Below are 16,384 nucleotides of genomic sequence, written 5' to 3'. Positions count from 1 at the left end.
GCCCAAGCCCCGCCGCCCCACGAAGATCCCCCGCGGCATCAACGAACGCCGCCTGCGCGAGAAGAAGGCCCGCTCGGAGACCAAGCGCAACCGCACCTCGCGCGACTGGTGACCCACGAGGGGCCGTTACGCGCCCAGTTGGCGGTAGCGCCCCCGGAAGTACGTCAGCGGGGATGCCTCCGCGGCCGGCAGGGACGTGGCCAGGACGCGGCCGATGACCAGGGTGTGGTCGCCGGCCGGCACGCGGGACTCCGTACGGCATTCCAGCGTGGCCAGGGCGCCGTCGATCAGGAGGGCGCCGGACACGCTGCCGCGGGTGTGGGGGAGGTCGGCGAACAGCAGCCGGTCGCTGATCCGGCCCTTCATGGCGAACCGGCCCGCCACCTGCCGCTGGTGGTCGGACAGCAGCGAGACCGCCCACAGGGGCTGCTCGGCCAGCAGGTCGTCCATCCGCGAGCCCTCGCGCACGCTCACCAGGACCAGCGGCGGGTCCAGGGAGACCGACAGGAAGGCCGTGGCCGTCATGCCGACGTCCTCGCCGCGCGGGCCGTCCTCGGTCAGCGGCGGTTCGTGGGCGGTGACCAGCACCACGCCGGCGGCCAGCCGGGACATGACGGCCCGGAACTCCTCGTTGCTCACCCCCTCAGGATGCGGCTTGCGTCCCGGACCGGGGCGCAGCAGGGGGTCCGAGGGGCTCGATGTGTTCGCGGGGCTCGTCTTCAGCACGCCTCCGACGCTAGTCTCGGCCCCCCGCGCACCGCATCGGGCCCCGGTCCGAGCCCGGTCCGCGACCCCGGCCCTAGGCCTGCGGTCCCCCGTGGCCGGCCCGGGCGTGCCCCCGCCCCGGCCGCGACGCCGTCGTTCGCGGGCGGGAAGGAGCGTGTCGAGCCCCCGCCGATGGCGGCCCTATGATCCGATCGTGTGACTTGAGTCACAGAGAGCAAGATTTGTTGACCCTGTGTACCTGGGGAACAGCTCACTGTGATTCAGTGGACGGGACACCGCAACGAAACGCCGATGACGAACCTGGAGTTGCTGTCGAGGTCTCGGGGAGAGCGAACGATGGAGACCGAGTCGGAGCCGTACGTCCGTCTGACGACACTGCGGCAGCTCCATCAGGTGGTGGCCGAGCTGAACACGGCCCGGAGCCTGGCGGACACGCTGCAGACCGTCGTGGACGGCATCGTCGTGGGCCTCGGCTACGAGCTCGCCGCCGTCAACCTCGTCCGCCCCGACGGCGATCTCGTCGTCGCCGCCTTCGCCGGTGATCCCGCCGCCGAGGCCCTCATCACCGGCCGCGTCGGCTCCCGCGCCTCCTGGGAGCGCCGACTGACCATGGGCGAGTCCTGGGGCGGCCTGCGGTTCATCCCGCACACCGAGGGCTGGGTGCTGATCGAGGACGACGTCCCCCAGTGGCACACCGACGGCCCCGACCCCCGGTTCGAGGACGAGTGGCACCCCGAGGACCGCCTCTACGCCCCCATGTACGCGACGGGCGGGGAACTCCTGGGTGTCATTTCGGTGGACAGACCCCGCAACGGCCGCCGTCCCGGCGCCTGGGGCCGCGAGGCGCTCCAGATGTACGCCTTCCAGGCGGCCATTGCGATCAGCAACGCGCGCCTGCGCGCGAACATGCAGCGCGCCCTGGTCCGCCTGGAGCGCGAGCAGCAGGCGCTGCGGGCCAGCGAGGAGTCCTTCCGCCAGGCCTTCGAGTACGCGCCCAGCGGCATGGCCATCGCCGAGATGGGGGGCGACCAGCACGGCCGGCTGCTGCGCACCAACGACGCCCTGTGCCGGCTGCTGGGCCGCCCCGCCTCCGTCCTGCGCCGCTACTCCTTCTCCGACCTCGTCCACCCCGAGGACATCGGCACCCTGTTGCGCACCTCCGCCGAGGGCGGCCGCGCCGAACTGCGGCTGGGCCGCCGGGACGGCACGTACGTCTGGGTGTCGCTGCGCAACTCCGTGGTCGCCGACGCCGCCGACGGGCCGCGCTTCCTGCTCACCCACGTCGAGGACATCGAGGAGCGCAAGCGGCACGAGCTCCAGCTCGCCCACCGCGCCAGCCACGACTCGCTGACCGGCCTGCCCAACAGCGCCGAGCTGCGCTCCCGGCTCTCCGCCCGGCTGTGCCGCCGCCCGCAGGCGGCCCGGGCCACCGCCGTGGAGGCGCTGGACGCCGCGTACGAGGGCCGGCCGGGCGAGGGCGAGCACGCGTTCCCGCAGGACGGCTACCAGGGCCCGTACGAGCAACCGGGGCCCTACGAGCAGGTCCCCTACGACGTACCGGCCACCGCCGGGGCCGTACCGGGCGGCTTCGAGCACCACGTGCACACGGTGGCGCCGACGGACCTCGACGACGGCACCAAGGGACTCGCCGTCCTCTTCTGCGACCTCGACGGCTTCAAGTCCATCAACGACCGGTTCGGCCACCACACCGGCGACGCGGTCCTGATCGAGGTCGCCCGGCGGTTGACGACGGGCGTCAGGGACGGAGACACGGTCGCCCGGCTGGGTGGTGACGAATTCGTCGTCCTGGCCGACGGACTGGGCGCCGCCGACGCCGCCGACCTGGCCGTACGGCTGCGCAACGCCATCATCCCGCCGATCCGCGTGGACGGCCGCGCGGTCCGTGTCGGCGCCAGTTTCGGCATCGGCTGGGCCTCCTGCGGCATGTCGGCGGAGGAAGTGCTGCGCTCGGCCGACCAGCGGATGTACATCGAGAAAAGGTCGCGTTCCAAGGCGCACCGACGCGCGGGTTGATCGTCCTGTACCCCCGGTGGAGCGTCTGGGGTGCGCCTGTTCGAGGTAGGCTCCCGGGGGTCGAAAGGAGTGACCTGCGATGACGACGCCCGCGAACAACGGCCCGAACGGCGGGGCGAGCAAGCCCGAGGACGACGACCCGTTCGGCTACCTCTACGCGGACGGCCAGGCGGGCGGTGCCACACCGCCCCCGCCCGGTGGCGGCTACGGCTACCCGGGCCCGACGGTCGGCGGTCACCCCGGCACGCAGCCCGGCGTTCCCCGCACCTCGTACAACCAGGTGCGCACGGTCGGCGAGCGGACCTACGGCGGCCAGCGCGGCCAGGTCCCCGCCCAGCAGCAGCCGCAGGCGTACCAGGCCCCGCACCCGGCCCCGGAGGGCGCCCCGAACGGCGGCTACGGCGTCCCGCCCCAGGGCGGCCAGCCCACGCAGCAGTACGCCCCGGCGCACGGCGGCCACGGCAGGGGGCACGCCCCGGTGGTCGGTGGCGGGTCCAGCCGCAAGGGCCTGCTGATCGCCGCGGTCGCGGTGGTCGGCGCGGTCGCGATCGGGATCGGTGCGGCCCTGGCGTTCGGTGGTGACAAGGACAAGGACAAGCAGCCGGACACCAACCAGGCGGTCGGTGGCCAGACCCCGTCCACGGGCCCGAAGGACCCCGGCACGCAGCCGAGCACCTCGGCGTCGCCGGAGGCCCCGCTGCCCAAGGCGGACGCGAGCGGGACCGGTTTCAGCCTGGCCGGCGGCGCCTCGCCGCAGTCCGCCGTCAAGGGCGCGAAGGGCGGCAACGGCCTCTACGTGGGCGGCCTCAACAACCCCGGCGCGTCGGTGACCTGGACGCTGGACGTGCCCAAGGCCGGTACGTACAAGCTGAAGATGACCTACGGAGTGCCGGGCAAGGACGCCGAGATGAGCTTCCGCCTCAACGACGCGACCGACCTCCGCAAGATCAACATGAAGAACTTCGCGAAGGCCGCCCCCGGCGACTGGGAGAAGGGCTGGACCAACACCTGGGTCCAGGTCGACCTCAAGCAGGGCACCAACACCGTCCGGATCTCCTGCGAGCCCGGCAACTCCTGCGACGTGAACCTCGACCAGCTCTGGCTGGAGCGCATGTCGTAGCCGGTCACGGCTGAGTGACCTTCACCGACCCCCGCATCTCCTCGTAGGTGCGGGGGTCGAACTCTCCCGCCCCCGGCGCGTGGACGGTGGCCGCCGACAACGCGACCGCGCGGGCCAGGCGTTCGGGCCAGTCCAGCCCCTCGGCGAGGGCCGACAGCAGACCGGCGACCGCGGAGTCCCCGGCCCCGGTGGGGTTGCCGGACAACGCGTGCGGCGGGGCGGCCCGCCAGGAGCCGTCCGGGGTGACGGCCAGCAGGCCCTCGGGGCCCAGCGAGGTCACCACCGCGTGCGCGCCGCGGCGGCGGGCGTCCCGGGTGGCCGGCAGCGGGTCGCGGGAGCCGGTGAGTTCGGCGAGTTCCGCGGCGTTCGGCTTGATGATCTCGGGCCGGGCCGCGACCCCGCGGCGCAGCGGTTCGCCGCTGGTGTCCAGCAGGACCGGCACCCCGGCCGCACGGGCGGTGCGGACCAGGACGGCGTACGCGCCGACGGGCACCCCGGGCGGCAGGCTGCCGCACAGGGCCACGGCCCGGGCGGAGCGCACGAGCCGGTTGTAGGCGTTGAGGAACTCCGACCACTCCACGGCGTCGATGAGCGGCCCGGCCTCGTTGAACTGGGTGGTGTCGCCGGTCGTCGCGTCGGCCACGGCCACGGTGCGCCGGGTGGTGCCCGCGCACCGGACGAGGGCGTCGGTGACCCCGGCGGAGTGCGCCAGCAGCCCGCGGACCACCTCGCCGACGGGGCCGCCGGCGAAGCCGGTCGCGGTGACCTCGTGGCCGAGCGCGGCCAGCACCCGGGCGACGTTCAGGCCCTTGCCGCCGGGGCGTTCGACCACCTCGGAGATCCGGTGGGAGGCGTGCGGAAGCAGCCTCGGTACGCGGTACGTCACATCGAGCGCGGTGTTGAGCGTGACGGTCAGGATCATGGCACCCCCCGGGGAATCTCGGTGCCGGGATCATGCCAAAGACCGGGCGGCCGTCCCAGTCCCCGGTCCGGCCGCCCGCTCTGCGCTACCCGCTCAGCGCAGCGGGTCCACGACCCATGCGCCGCGCCGCATCACGCCCTTGAGCGCGAACGCGTCGTCGAGGACGACCAGATCGGCGTACTTGCCGGGCTCCAGCGACCCCACCTCGTCGTACAGTCCGATGAGCTTGGCGGGATTGGCCGAGATGGCCTGCACGACCGATTCCACCGGCAGCCGGTCGATGGTGACGGACCGTTGGAAGGCGGTGTCCAGGGTGAGGGTGGAGCCGGCGATCGAGCCGCCCTCGACCAGCCGGGCCACCCCGTCCTTGACCTCGACCTCCAACGGGCCCAGGTGGTAGGTGCCGTCACCGAAACCGGCCGCGTCCATCGCGTCGGTGATCAGCGCGACCCGGCCGGCACCCGCGTGGTGGAAGGCCAGTTCCAGCATGGCCGGGTGCAGGTGCACACCGTCGTTGATCAGCTCGACGGTGACCCGCTCGTCCTCCAGCAGCGCGGCGATCGGGCCGGGCGCGCGGTGCTCCATGCCGGGCATCGCGTTGTACAGGTGGGTGGCGACGGTCGCACCGGCGTCGATGGCCTGCCGGGTCTGCTCGTACGTCGAGTCGGTGTGGCCGATCGCCGCGATCACCCCGTGCTCGGCCAGCAGCCGTACGGAGTCCAGCCCGCCGGGCAGTTCGGTGGCCAGGGTGAACATCCGGGCCGCGCCGTGGGCGGCGTCGACCAGCTTGCGCACCTCGGCCGGGTCGGGGTGGCGCAGCAGGTCCTCCTTGTGCGCGCCCTTGCGGCAGGGATTGATGAACGGCCCCTCGAAGTGGATGCCCGCGATCTCGCCCGCCTGCGTCAGCTCGGCCAGCAGCGCGGCGCGGCGGGCGAGTTCGTCCAGCTCGCCGGTGACGGTGGAGGCGACCAGGGTGGTGGTGCCGTGCTGCCGGTGGGTGCGCACGCCGTGCAGCACCTCCTCCGGGGTCCCGGAGGTGAACGAGGCACCGCCGCCGCCGTGGTTGTGGATGTCCACGAAGCCGGGGACGATCCAGTGCCCGGACAGGTCGTGGACCTCGGCGCCCTCCGGGGCGCTGCCCGCGATGCGGGCGCCCTCGACGATGACCCGGCCGCCGTTGACGGTTCCGGTGGGCAGGACCACCCGGGCGCCGGAGAGAACGGTGGCGTGTGCGCGTCCGGACATCAGGCGGATACCTCCGTGGCGAGTAGGTCCCAGGCGAGCAGGCCTGCGCCCAGGCATCCGGCGGTGTCCCCGAGGGCCGCCGGCACGATGTGGGGCAGCCGCTGGAACGTCACGCGTTCCTTGACGGCCGCACGGAGCGGTGTGAACAGGGTCTCCCCGGCCTCGGCCAGCCCGCCACCGATGATCAGCGTGCGCGGGTCCAGCAGGGTGAGGGCCGTGACCAGCCCGTCGGCGAGGGCGCCGACGGCCTGCGACCACACCGCGAGGGCGCGGGCGTCGCCGGCGGCGACGGCCTCGGCGCAGTCCGCCGCGTCCGCGTCCGGGCCGCCGCCGGCGGCGGCCCAGGCCCGGGAGACGGCGGAGGCGGAGGCCAGGGTCTCCAGGCAGCCGCGCTGGCCGCAGCCGCACTCGGGGCCGCCGGGGCGCACCACGATGTGCCCGATCTCACCCGCGTAGCCGTGCGCGCCGGCCTCGATGCGGCCGGCGATGCCGATGGCGCCGGCGATGCCGGTGCCCAGCGGGACGAACAGGAAGCGGTCGGCGTGCCGGCCGGCCCCGATCCGGCCCTCGGCCAGGCCACCCGTGCGGACGTCGTGCCCCAGGGCCACCGGGAGGCCGCCCAGGCGCCGCCCGAGCAGCTCGCGCAGCGGGACCTCGCGCCAGCCCAGGTTCGCCGCGTACACGGCGATGCCGTTCTCGGCGTCGACGATGCCGGGGACGGCCACTCCGGCGGCCGAGGCGGGCCGGGAGAACCGCTCGGTGCCGAGCGCGTAGAGGTCGGCGGCGAACTCCAGGATCGACTCGACGACGGCCTCGGGCCCCCGGTCGCGGCCGGTCGCGCGGCGCGCCTCGTGCAGCAGGGTGCCGTCCTCGGCGACGAGGGCGGCCTTCATCCCGGTGCCGCCCACATCGAGGGCGATGACGTGTTTCACGGGTTTCACAGGGGACAGTCTCGCGTGCTCGACGGGGAAAGGTCTAGTCCATTGAGGGGTTTTGTTGAGTGGCCATACAAAGTCGGGGCCACGACCCGCGGGAGGGCGGGGATCCGGTTGTGAATACGGCTCTCCAGTGGTGTAGACCTTACGGGGATCGTACGTACAGACGTTGGGGTGGACGAAGAGCTGTGATGGGCCGGAGCCGTAGTCGGAGTGGTAGTCGGAATCGCCGTCCGGGCCTGGCCGCGGCGGGAGCGGCGCTGTCGCTGGCCGTGACGCTGACCGGCTGCGGCAGCGTCACCGGGAACAACGAAGTGACCCTGCGGGTCGTGGCGGCCGACTACGGGGACAATCCCGCGAACTCCTCGCAGGCCTACTGGAAGAAGCTGGCCGCCGAGTACACCAAGGACCACCCCGGCATCAAGATCGAGGTGAGCGTCTACTCCTGGTCGGAGGTCGACAACAAGGTCGCCGCCCTGGTGAAGGCGGGCAAGGCCCCCGACATCGCCCAGATCGGCGCCTACGCCGACTACGCGGCCGCCGGCAAGCTCTACACCACCGACGAACTGCTCGCCGTGCAGACCGAGGCCGACTTCCTCGCGCCGCTCGCCGACGCGGGCAAGGTCAAGCGGGTGCAGTACGGCATGCCGTTCGTGGCCAGCACCCGGCTGCTCTTCTACAACGAGAAGCTCTTCGCGGACGCCGGCATCACCGCCGGTGGCCGGCCGTGGGCGCCGAAGACGTGGGCGGACCTGGAGGCGGCGGCGAAGAAGCTGAAGGGGGCGGGCGTGCCGACGCCGTTCGCGCTCCCGCTGGGCCGGGAGGAGGCCCAGGCCGAGACGATGATGTGGCTGCTGTCGGGCGGCGGCGGCTACACCGACGGCGAGGAGGGCTACGCCATCGACTCCCCCGAGAACGTCAAGACCTTCGAGTTCCTGCGCGACCGGCTGGTCGGGGCCGGGCTGACCGGGCCCGTCGAGCCGGGCAAGCTGGACCGGCAGGCGGCGTTCGACGGCTTCGCCCGCGGCGAGGTCGGCATGCTCAACGGGCACCCGACGCTGCTGAAGCAGGCTGCCGCCAAGGGGGTCCGGTTCGGCATGGTGCCGCTGCCGACGGTGGACGGCTCGGAGAAGCCGACCATGGGCGTGGCCGACTGGATGATGGCCTTCAAGAACGGGCACCGCAAGGAGACCGGGCAGTTCCTGGACTTCGTCTACGCGGCGAAGAACCAGACGGCGTTCACCAGCACGTACGACCTGCTGCCGGTGACCACGAGCGGCTACCGGGCGACGGCCGCCAGCACGGGCGGCAACAGCGCCCAGCTGAGGACCTTCCTGCAGGCCCTGCCGGGCTCGCGGCTCTACCCGGCGGGCAAGAAGTCGTGGCCGGGCGTGAGCGAGGACATCAAGCAGGGCATCGGCAAGGCGGTGGCTCCCGGGGGGTCGCCGGAACGGGTGCTGTCGGAAATCGCCACGGCGGCCCGGGCCAACGACTCTCGGTGAGACCGGGCAAATCCGACCTGGCCCGGCCCTGACCCGACCCGGCCGGCTGGACCGCTCGGCCAGGCCGGCTGGGCCGCTCGACCCGGCCGGCTGGGCCGCTCGGCCCGGCTTGGGCGGGGCCGGGGGCTCCGGGTGGGGTCAGTCGTGGGGGGCCTTGGGGCGGGTTCTGCCGTACAGCCACTCGGTCCAGACCTCGTCCAGGTCGTGGCCCGTCCGTTCCTCGGCGTACGTGGTGAAGTCGGCCGTGGTGGCGTTGGCGTGGCGGTGGTCGGTGGCCCAGCCGCGGAGCAGGTCGAAGAACGCCTCGTCGCCGACCTCCTGGCGGATGCGGTGCAGCACCATCGCGCCGCGGTAGTACACGGGCGCGGCGGAGATGCTCGCGGCCCCCGGCGGGGCGGCCGGCGGGAACGCCGCCCAGTCGGCGCCGGCCTCCGGGTCCACGTCGGTGTCACCGTCGAGGAAGGCCTCGAAGTGCTGCTGTGCGCCGACGCCGCCGTGCTGCTCGTCCCACAGCCACTCGGCGTACGTGGCGAAGCCCTCGTTGAGCCACATGTCCTTCCAGGACACGGGCGAGACGCTGTCGCCGAACCACTGGTGGGCCGTCTCGTGCACCACCAGCCCGACCTCGGGCGCCCCGGAGTAGATGGGCCGGCTCTGGGTCTCCAGGGCGTACTCCAGGGTGCCGGCGCGCTCCACGATCGCCCCGGCCGTGGCGAACGGGTACGGGCCGAACACCCGGCTGCCCCAGTCCACGATCTCCGGCAGCCGGCCGAGGGCGGGGGCGCTGGCGGCCGCCTCTTCGGGGGCCACGGCGTTCAGGACGGGCACCCCGGCCGCGCTGCGGGCCGTGGAGACCTTGTACCGGCCGATCGCGGCGGTCGCCAGATAGCCGGCCATCGGCTCGGCCGAGTGCCAGGCGAAGACGGTGCGGCCCTCGCCGTCGTCGGTGCGCGAGCGCAACTCGCCGTTGGAGACGGCCTCGTAGCCGGCCGGCACCCGCAGCGTGATGTCGTACGTCGCCTTGTCGCTGGGGTGGTGGTTGCCGGGGAACCAGGCCATGGACCCGACCGGCTCGCCGACGCCGACGGCGCCGTCCTCGGTCCGGATCCAGCCCTCCGAGGAACCGTCGGCGTCCTTGACCACGCGCGGGCGCCCGGCGTAGCGGACCTCGGTGCGGAACACCTCACCCTTCGCGAGGTCCTCGGACGGACGGACCGTCAACTCGTGCCCGGTCCGGTTGAACCGGGCCCGGTCGCCCTGCACGGTCACCCCCTCGACGTCGAGGCCGTCGAGGTCCAGGTTGAAGGAGCTCAGGCCCTGGGTGGCCCGGGCGGTGACCACGGCCGTGCCGGCCAGGCGGCCGGTGTCCGGCTCGTAGGCCAGGTCGAGGTCGTAGTGCTGGACGTCGTACCCGCCGTTGCCGGCCTTGGGGAAGTAGGGGTCGCGCAGCCCGGACGCGCCCGGCCGCCCCTGCACGGTGCTGCCGGTGCACGCCGTGGTGACGGCGAGCAGGGCGGCAGCGGCGGCGGCCGGGGCGGCGAGGCGGAGTCGGGAGCGGAGCGCGCGGTGGGCCACGCGTTCGATCCTAAGCGGGACGCGGGCTCCCGACGTGTCCGACGGGACTACTGGCCGAGGGACTCCACGCCGGCCTTGGCGTACTTCTCGTCCAGGTCACCGCTCGGGGCACCGGCCACGCCGATACCGGCGACCGGGGCGCCGTCCTTCTGCACCGGGGCGCCGCCGCCGAGGAAGAGGGTGCCGGGGATGTCCTTGAGGTTCGGCACCTGGGCGAGGCGGCCGACCAGCACGGAGGTCGGGGCGTTCCAGGAGACGGCCGTGAACGCCTTGCGCTGGGCGGACTCGTAGGACTGCGGTCCGGCGCCGTCGCCGCGCAGGGTGACGAGGGTGTTGCCGTTGCGGTCGACGACCGCGACGGTCACCTTCTGGTTCTCCTTCTCCGCGGCCTCCAGCGCGGCCTGCGCGGCGCGGGTGGCGGCGCCGATCGTCAGGTGGGTGCTGGTGGTGAAGACCTTGTCGTCGCTCTTCTTGGCGAGGGCGGCGGGCGCGGCGGCCGGCGCCGGCGCAGCGGTGGCGCTGACGGCCCCGAAGGCACCGGCCCCGAGGGCGACGGCGACGGCGGTACCGGTGAGGACGCGGGTGCGGGTGTTCATGTGGGCATCTCCTGTGACGGTGACGGGCTCGTTGCTCCGCCTTGCTCCTCCTCCATGCTGGGTCCGCACCCGGCGCCCCCCGGTCGCCGGACCGGCTGCCCCCGGATCCCGCACCGGCCGACCCCGGGGTCAGCCGATCGGTCGATGCGCGGCCCCGGCCGGACGGCTTGGCTGGACGGAATGCCCCGCCCGGGCCGCGCCCGGTCCCGACAGGGGAGGATGGTCACAGCAGGGCAGGCCGGGACAGAGGCGAGGAAATGGGACGTGGACGGGACGGAGCCGTGAGCGAGGAGCAGCGGACCCGGGTACTGGCCGCCGTCATGCACACGGCGTTCTTCCTGCTGCTCGGCGCCTCGCTGGTGCGCTTCCTGCTGCGCCACCCGGGCCAGCCCCGCACCCCCTGGATCATCGCCCTCAGCCTGACCCTGGCCCTGCTCTACGTCCTCGGCCCGGCCCTCGGCGCCGCCCCGACCCGGCGCCGGCTGCTCTGGCTGGGCCTGGTCGTGTCCACCTGGCTGGTCCTGGTGGTCCTGGCCCCCAGCTTCGCCTGGTGCGCCGTCCCGCTCTTCTACACCGCCCTGCGCACCCTGCCGCCCCGCGCCGCCGTCGCCCTGGTCGCCCTGCTCACCGTGTTCGTGGTGTTCGCCCAGCTCAAGCTGTCCGAGGCGGTCGACCCCAACCTGATCGTGGCGCCGCCGGCCGTGGCCGCCATCGCCACTGCCGTCTTCATCCACATGGAGCGGCAGAGCCAGGCCCAGCGGGTCCTGATCGACGACCTGATCCGCACCCGCCGCGAGCTGGCCGCCACCGAGCGCCGCGAAGGCACCCTCGCCGAGCGCCAGCGGCTGTCCATGGAGATCCACGACACCCTCGCCCAGCACCTGTCCAGCCAGCAGATGCTGCTCCAGGCCGCCGACCGCACCTGGGACAGCGACCCCGCCACCGCCCGCGCCCACGTCCGCACCGCCACCGGCATCGCCGCCCGCGGCCTGGCCGAGGCGCGCCGGCTGGTGCACGACCTCGCCCCGCCCGAGCTCGCCGGGGGCGGCGGCCTGCCGGACGCGCTGCGGGCCCTGGACGCCGGCCCCGGCATCGCCGTCCGCTTCCACCTGGAGGGCACCCCGGTCCCGCTGCCCGAACGCGTCCAGTCCGCGCTGCTGCGCATCGCCCAGGGCGCGCTGGCGAACGTACGGGAACACTCGGGCGCCCGGGCCGCGGCCCTGACCCTGTCCTTCCTCGGGGACCAGGTCGTCCTGGACATCGCCGACGACGGCCGCGGCTTCACCGCACCGCGCGCCACCGGCACCGACCGCGGGCACGGCCTGCCCGCGATGCGCGCCCGCGCCGGGCAGCTCGGTGGCACCCTGGCGGTGGAGTCGGCCCCCGGCGAGGGAACGGTCCTCTCGGTCGCCGTCCCCCTCGACACCCACCCCCGGACGGAGCCCCGGCCATGACGACGATCCTGCTGTGCGACGACCACGTCGTCGTCCGGGCCGGGCTGCTGGCCCTGCTCGGCAGCGAGCCCGACATCGAGGTCCTGGGCGAGGCCGGCAGCGGCGAGGAGGCCGTCGCCCTGGCCGGCAAACTGCGGCCCGACGTGGTCCTCATGGACCTCCAGCTGGGCCCGGGCATCGACGGCGTCGAGGCCACCCGGCGCATCACGGCCCTGCCGGACCCGCCGCACGTGCTGGTCCTGACCACCTACGACACCGACGCCGACATCACCCGCGCCATCGGCGCGGGCGCCACCGGCTACCTCCTGAAGGCCGAGCGCCCGGAGGACCTCTTCGCGGCGATCCACTCCGCGGCCCGGGGCCACACCACGCTCTCCCCGCCGGTCGCCGACCGCGTGATGGCCCAGATGCGCGGCACCCGCCCCACCCTGACCGACCGCGAGCTGGACATCCTCGGCCAACTGTCCCGCGGCCTGGGCAACCGCGAGATCGCCCGCGCCCTGTTCATCAGCGAAGCCACGGTCAAGACCCACCTGGGCCGCATCTACGACAAACTGGGCGTGGACACCCGAGCGGGCGCAGTCTCCGTGGCCAAGGAACAACGGCTGCTCCCTTCCTGAGGGGCCGAGGTCCCGCCCGGCAGCGGCGGCAGCTGCCGCTGACACAGCGGCGAATTCCGGACGCCGGCCCCCACTCTTCGGACAAGCCCGGCCGCACCCGGTCGCACCCCTGCCGTACGCGGCATTCCCCTGGCACCCTCGCTCGCACCGCCACCCGGCCCCCAGCGAAGGAGCCAGAGTGTCCCGCCTCCACCATGCCCTGCTGCCCGTCTCGGCAGCCCTGGCCGCCGTCTGCCTCGCGGCAGCATCCCCCGCGGCGGCCGCCGCACCGGCCCCCGGCCCGGCCCTGGGCAAGGGCCTCGGCCAGCACGCCGCCACCGTGGGCCTCACCACGTACTGGTCGGGCACCACCTACCAGCTCCGCGACACCACCCGCGGCGACACCCGCACCCTGGACGCCCTGGGCCGGACCGGGCCCGCCGGCGGCGTCCTCTTCACCGACGCCGACAACACCTGGGGCGACGGCACCCCGGCCCACCGCCAGACGGCCGCCGTGGACGTCCAGTACGGCACCGCCGTCACCTGGGACTTCTACCAGGCCGTCTTCGGCCGCAAGGGCGTGCGCGGCGACGGCCGCGGCGTGGTCTCCCGGGTCCACTACGGCTCCGCCTACCCCGGCGCCTTCTGGGACGACAGCTGCGCCTGCGTCAGCTACGGCGACGGCTCCCCGGGCGGCAGGGCGCCGACCTCGCTCGACCTCGTCGGCCACAACCTCGCCCAGGGCCTGGTCAGCAGCACGGCCAACCTCACGTACAGCGGTGAGCCCGGCGCGCTGCGGGTGGCCACCGCCGACCTCCTCGCCGCGGGCGGCGAGTTCTTCGCCGACAACCCCGCCGACGTGGGCGACTACCTCTTCGGCGAGCGCGTCTCCCCGGACGGCCCCCTGCGCCGCATGGACCGCCCCAGCGCCGACGGCCGCTCCCCCGACTACTGGTCCCGGGACATCGGCCGGCTCGACCCGTACGCCGCCTCCGGCCCGGCCCGCCACTTCTTCTACCTGCTGGCCGAGGGCAGCGGCCCGAAGACGATCAACGGGGTCGCCTACGACTCCCCCACCTACGACGGCTCCACGCTGCTCGGCATCGGCCGGGACAAGGCCCTGCGCATCTGGTACCGGGCCCTGACCGTGAACATGACCTCCACCACCTCCTACGCCGGCGCCCGCGCCGCCACCCTGCGCGCCGCGGCCGACCTGTACGGCCCGGCGAGCCCGGAGACCACCGCCGTGGCCGCGACCTGGACGGCGGTCAACGTCCGCTGACCCCGCCCGGCCGGCGCCGGCGGACGGCAGCAGAGGGCCGGCGCCACGCCACGGCAGCAGACGGCCCGAGCCGGCGGACGGCAGTCCGCCGGCTCCGGCCGCCCCCGGCACGTGACACCATCGGATACGTGCTCGACATCGGCTACTCCCTCTCCCGGCGCTTCCCGGACCCCCCGCAGACCGACTACCGGACCGCGGACGTCCACACCCTGCGCCACGACCTCTTCTGCGGCGACGTCTACCTCGCCGACACCAAGGAGGACCGGGAGGTGTCCACAGCCTGGGGATGGGTGCCCGTGCTGGACTTCGCCTGGGCGCTGTGCGACATCGTCGAGCAGCTCGACCAGGACCCGCACGGCAGCCGCGCCTCCCGCAGCCAGTACGCCGAGCTGGACTTCACCGAGTCCACCGACCGGATGCTGTTCGAACGCCGCTTCGGCTGGGTCGACATCGAGGCCGACTGGATGCCCGCGGAGGAACCCCCGCTCACCTTCGGGCACCGGCTGCTGCGCCGTGAGGCCCGCGACTTCCTGCACGACCTGATCGCCGACCTGACCGACATGCACGAGGGCCTCGCCGACAACCCGACGATCTGGACCCTCCAGTCCCGCTTCCCCCGCGTCCCGGCCTGACCCCGGGACGGCCGTGCCGCGGCGTCACGCCCCGGCCACGCCCCCGCCAAGCCCCCGGCTACGCCCCCACCACCCGCAGCCCGAGCTGCGCCGCGAACGCCGGCGCCAGGTCCACCAGCTGCGCCGGGCTGATCACCGCCCCGGCCAGCCGGTCCAGCCCCCGTACGACGTCCAGCTCGACCGCGCCCCGCAGGTCCACGTCCGTCATCCGGGCCACCGTCAGATCGGCCCGCCGCACCACGCAGTCGCGGAACTCGACCCGCTCCAGCTCGGCGCCCCCGAAGTCCGGCTCGACCAGGACGCACCCTTCGAAGACCACGTCCTTGAGCCGGGCCATCCGCAGGTTCGCGTAGTCGATCTTCCCCCCGCGCACCACCACCCGCTCCAGGACCGCCCCGTGCAGCTGCACACCGCCCAGCCGGGCGTCCACCAGCTCCACGTCCCGCACGGTGGCCCCGGCCGCCTCGACCCCGACCCCGCGGACCCCCTCCAGCACGCAGTCCAGGAACCGCGCACTGCGCAGCCGCGTGCCGTCGAGGGCGCAGCCGGTCAGCCTGCACTCCAGGAACCGGGCTCCGATCCCCTCCTGTCCCCCGAGGTCCAGCCCGTCGAAGGCCACCCCGTCGTAGTCGCCGTCCGGCAGCAGCTCGCCGTCCGCGAACGGGACCAGCTCCGGCAGCCGCACCTCCGGCCGCCGGGCCTCCCGCACCGGCCGGGCCGCCCCGCCCCCGCCCGCGTTCCGGCTCCCGCCCCTGCTCCCGCTTCCGTTGCGCACCATTCCTCCATCGTGCCCGCGGCCACTGACAACGCCCCGCGGGCCGAGCGGCGCGGCCTACGGCAGCCGCCGCGCCAGCTCCCGCAGTTCGGGGTCGAGCCGGCGCTGCCCGTCCTCGGCGTCCCACACGGCGTTCTGCAGGACCCGCGCCAGCGTCCACGCCCGCGCCCGCCGCCGGTCCAGGCCCAGCACCTCGGTCATCAGGTCGAAGCGCCACCGTAGGTCGGCGGGGTCGAAGGGGTGGCGCAGCGCGGGCAGCAGGTCGAAGCCCGGGTCGCCCGCCAGCGGCTTCGGGTCGATCGCCAGCCACGGCTCCCGGTCGGCGGCCAGGACGTTGTCGACGTGCAGGTCCCAGTGCAGCAGCCGGTCCCCGGCCTCGCCCGCCACCTCCGCGGTCGCGGCCGCCCAGGCCCGCAGCAGCGCCCGCTCGTGCGGATCGGCCAGCCGCCCGGCCGCCGCCGGGACCCGGTCGAGCAGCGCCCGTGCCTCGTCCTCCAGCCGCCGCACCCCGGGCGGTGCGGGCACCGCCGTCAGCCGCGCCAGCAGCCCGGCCACCACCGCCACCGCGGCCCGCGGGTCGGTCGCGGCCAGGGCCGACAAGTGCCGCTCGTGGTCGAGGCGTTCGAGGAGCATCGTGCCCGTCTCCGGGTCGTGCTCCAGCAGCCGTACGCAACCCTGTCCGGCCCAGGCCCGCAGCGCCGCCGGCTCGCCCGCGCTCTCGTCGTCGGGCAGCAGCAGCTTCAGCGCCGCCGGGGTCCCGTCCGCCCGGAGCACCGGCAGCACCAGGGCCGTCACCCCGTGCAGGGCCGGGCCGGTGCGCCGCAGCCGCCACCGTTGCAGGAACTGCGCGGCCCGCGCCGGCAGGGCTGCGACGAACTCCCGTCCGGCCGCGCCGTTGTACCGCTCCTGCGCCCGCACCAGCCCGTCCGGGACCACGACCACCTCGTCCATGCCCCGACCGTAGCCCGGCCCGGCCCTGCACGGGGT

The 16,384-nt window shown here is 74.3% G+C and carries 15 protein-coding genes and 1 pseudogene; 8 read left to right on the top strand and 8 right to left on the bottom strand.

Features of this window, described 5'->3' with window-relative positions; all coding sequences use genetic code 11:
- Positions 1 to 112 (top strand): annotated as a pseudogene (locus EF918_RS38350) (aminoacyl-tRNA hydrolase); the annotation flags it as partial.
- Positions 113 to 126: 14 nt separating this feature from the next.
- Here the strand turns inward: EF918_RS38350 and EF918_RS20985 are convergent.
- Positions 127 to 681 (bottom strand): flavin reductase family protein, encoded by a 555-nt coding sequence (locus EF918_RS20985; RefSeq protein ID WP_260610442.1) that lies wholly within the window; start codon positions 679 to 681, stop codon positions 127 to 129.
- Between the two features lie 381 nt (positions 682 to 1,062).
- On the opposite strand from EF918_RS20985, the gene cdgB reads away from it, so the two are divergent.
- Entirely contained in the window at positions 1,063 to 2,760 is a 1,698-nt protein-coding gene (gene cdgB / locus EF918_RS20980) for a diguanylate cyclase CdgB (protein ID WP_125648798.1), read from the top strand.
- Between the two features lie 79 nt (positions 2,761 to 2,839).
- Entirely contained in the window at positions 2,840 to 3,880 is a 1,041-nt protein-coding gene (locus EF918_RS20975) for a carbohydrate-binding protein (RefSeq protein WP_125648795.1), read from the top strand.
- Between the two features lie 4 nt (positions 3,881 to 3,884).
- Here the strand turns inward: EF918_RS20975 and EF918_RS20970 are convergent, their stop codons facing one another.
- From EF918_RS20970 to EF918_RS20960, 3 genes are all read right to left on the bottom strand, one after another.
- Positions 3,885 to 4,802 (bottom strand): 1-phosphofructokinase family hexose kinase, encoded by a 918-nt coding sequence (locus tag EF918_RS20970; RefSeq protein WP_125648792.1) that lies wholly within the window; start codon positions 4,800 to 4,802, stop codon positions 3,885 to 3,887.
- Between the two features lie 93 nt (positions 4,803 to 4,895).
- Positions 4,896 to 6,047: an N-acetylglucosamine-6-phosphate deacetylase gene (gene nagA, locus EF918_RS20965; protein WP_125648789.1), complete on the bottom strand. Its 1,152-nt coding sequence runs from the start codon at positions 6,045 to 6,047 to the stop codon at positions 4,896 to 4,898.
- On the bottom strand, positions 6,047 to 6,979 hold the full coding sequence (locus EF918_RS20960; RefSeq protein WP_125648805.1) for an ROK family protein: 933 nt from the start codon (positions 6,977 to 6,979) through the stop codon (positions 6,047 to 6,049). Before EF918_RS20960 ends, nagA begins: the two co-directional genes overlap by 1 nt.
- Positions 6,980 to 7,173: 194 nt before the next feature.
- Here EF918_RS20960 and EF918_RS20955 point away from each other — a divergent pair, with 194 nt between their 5' ends.
- On the top strand, positions 7,174 to 8,484 hold the full coding sequence (locus EF918_RS20955) for an extracellular solute-binding protein (RefSeq protein ID WP_125648785.1): 1,311 nt from the start codon (positions 7,174 to 7,176) through the stop codon (positions 8,482 to 8,484).
- Positions 8,485 to 8,622: 138 nt separating this feature from the next.
- On the opposite strand, the gene EF918_RS20950 is transcribed toward EF918_RS20955, so the two are convergent.
- Together EF918_RS20950 and EF918_RS20945 are read right to left on the bottom strand one after the other, a co-directional pair.
- On the bottom strand, positions 8,623 to 10,059 hold the full coding sequence (locus EF918_RS20950) for a M1 family metallopeptidase (RefSeq protein WP_125648782.1): 1,437 nt from the start codon (positions 10,057 to 10,059) through the stop codon (positions 8,623 to 8,625).
- A gap of 47 nt (positions 10,060 to 10,106) precedes the next feature.
- Complete coding sequence (locus tag EF918_RS20945; protein ID WP_125648779.1) at positions 10,107 to 10,655, bottom strand: heme-binding protein; 549 nt, start codon at positions 10,653 to 10,655, stop codon at positions 10,107 to 10,109.
- A gap of 257 nt (positions 10,656 to 10,912) precedes the next feature.
- Between EF918_RS20945 and EF918_RS20940 the strand changes: the two genes are divergently transcribed.
- The 4 genes from EF918_RS20940 to EF918_RS20925 all read left to right on the top strand — a co-directional run bounded on the left by EF918_RS20940 (position 10,913) and on the right by EF918_RS20925 (position 14,622).
- A complete protein-coding gene (locus EF918_RS20940) occupies positions 10,913 to 12,109 on the top strand; it encodes a sensor histidine kinase (protein ID WP_125648776.1) in 1,197 nt (398 codons plus the stop codon).
- Entirely contained in the window at positions 12,106 to 12,729 is a 624-nt protein-coding gene (locus EF918_RS20935; RefSeq protein ID WP_125648773.1) for a response regulator transcription factor, read from the top strand. Before EF918_RS20940 ends, EF918_RS20935 begins: the two co-directional genes overlap by 4 nt.
- A 178-nt stretch (positions 12,730 to 12,907) precedes the next feature.
- The gene (locus EF918_RS20930) at positions 12,908 to 13,990 is read left to right on the top strand and encodes a M4 family metallopeptidase (RefSeq protein WP_260610440.1); all 1,083 of its coding nucleotides are present in this window, start codon (positions 12,908 to 12,910) and stop codon (positions 13,988 to 13,990) included.
- A gap of 128 nt (positions 13,991 to 14,118) precedes the next feature.
- A complete protein-coding gene (locus EF918_RS20925) occupies positions 14,119 to 14,622 on the top strand; it encodes a hypothetical protein (RefSeq protein WP_125648767.1) in 504 nt (167 codons plus the stop codon).
- A gap of 58 nt (positions 14,623 to 14,680) precedes the next feature.
- Here the strand turns inward: EF918_RS20925 and EF918_RS20920 are convergent, their stop codons facing one another.
- On the bottom strand, positions 14,681 to 15,400 hold the full coding sequence (locus EF918_RS20920; RefSeq protein WP_125648764.1) for a pentapeptide repeat-containing protein: 720 nt from the start codon (positions 15,398 to 15,400) through the stop codon (positions 14,681 to 14,683).
- 54 nt (positions 15,401 to 15,454) lie between these two features.
- Positions 15,455 to 16,348: an aminoglycoside phosphotransferase family protein gene (locus tag EF918_RS20915; protein WP_125648761.1), complete on the bottom strand. Its 894-nt coding sequence runs from the start codon at positions 16,346 to 16,348 to the stop codon at positions 15,455 to 15,457.
- Positions 16,349 to 16,384: the final 36 nt, after the last annotated feature.

Origin of the sequence: Streptomyces sp. WAC06614 (assembly GCF_003949795.1) — a bacterium.
Classification (GTDB): domain Bacteria; phylum Actinomycetota; class Actinomycetes; order Streptomycetales; family Streptomycetaceae; genus Streptomyces.
The sequence above is the reverse complement of the archived record's forward strand: the minus strand, read 5'-3'. Positions and strand labels throughout refer to the sequence as shown.

Coding starts and splice junctions, on each gene's coding strand:
- nagA (WP_125648789.1), bottom strand. CDS start 6,047: ATGTCCGGACGCGCACACGCCACCGTTCTCTCCGGCGCCCGGGTGGTC.
- EF918_RS20970 (WP_125648792.1), bottom strand. CDS start 4,802: ATGATCCTGACCGTCACGCTCAACACCGCGCTCGATGTGACGTACCGC.
- cdgB (WP_125648798.1), top strand. CDS start 1,063: ATGGAGACCGAGTCGGAGCCGTACGTCCGTCTGACGACACTGCGGCAG.
- EF918_RS20955 (WP_125648785.1), top strand. CDS start 7,174: ATGGGCCGGAGCCGTAGTCGGAGTGGTAGTCGGAATCGCCGTCCGGGC.
- EF918_RS20935 (WP_125648773.1), top strand. CDS start 12,106: ATGACGACGATCCTGCTGTGCGACGACCACGTCGTCGTCCGGGCCGGG.
- EF918_RS20975 (WP_125648795.1), top strand. CDS start 2,840: ATGACGACGCCCGCGAACAACGGCCCGAACGGCGGGGCGAGCAAGCCC.
- EF918_RS20945 (WP_125648779.1), bottom strand. CDS start 10,655: ATGAACACCCGCACCCGCGTCCTCACCGGTACCGCCGTCGCCGTCGCC.
- EF918_RS20940 (WP_125648776.1), top strand. CDS start 10,913: ATGGGACGTGGACGGGACGGAGCCGTGAGCGAGGAGCAGCGGACCCGG.
- EF918_RS20915 (WP_125648761.1), bottom strand. CDS start 16,348: ATGGACGAGGTGGTCGTGGTCCCGGACGGGCTGGTGCGGGCGCAGGAG.
- EF918_RS20920 (WP_125648764.1), bottom strand. CDS start 15,400: ATGGTGCGCAACGGAAGCGGGAGCAGGGGCGGGAGCCGGAACGCGGGC.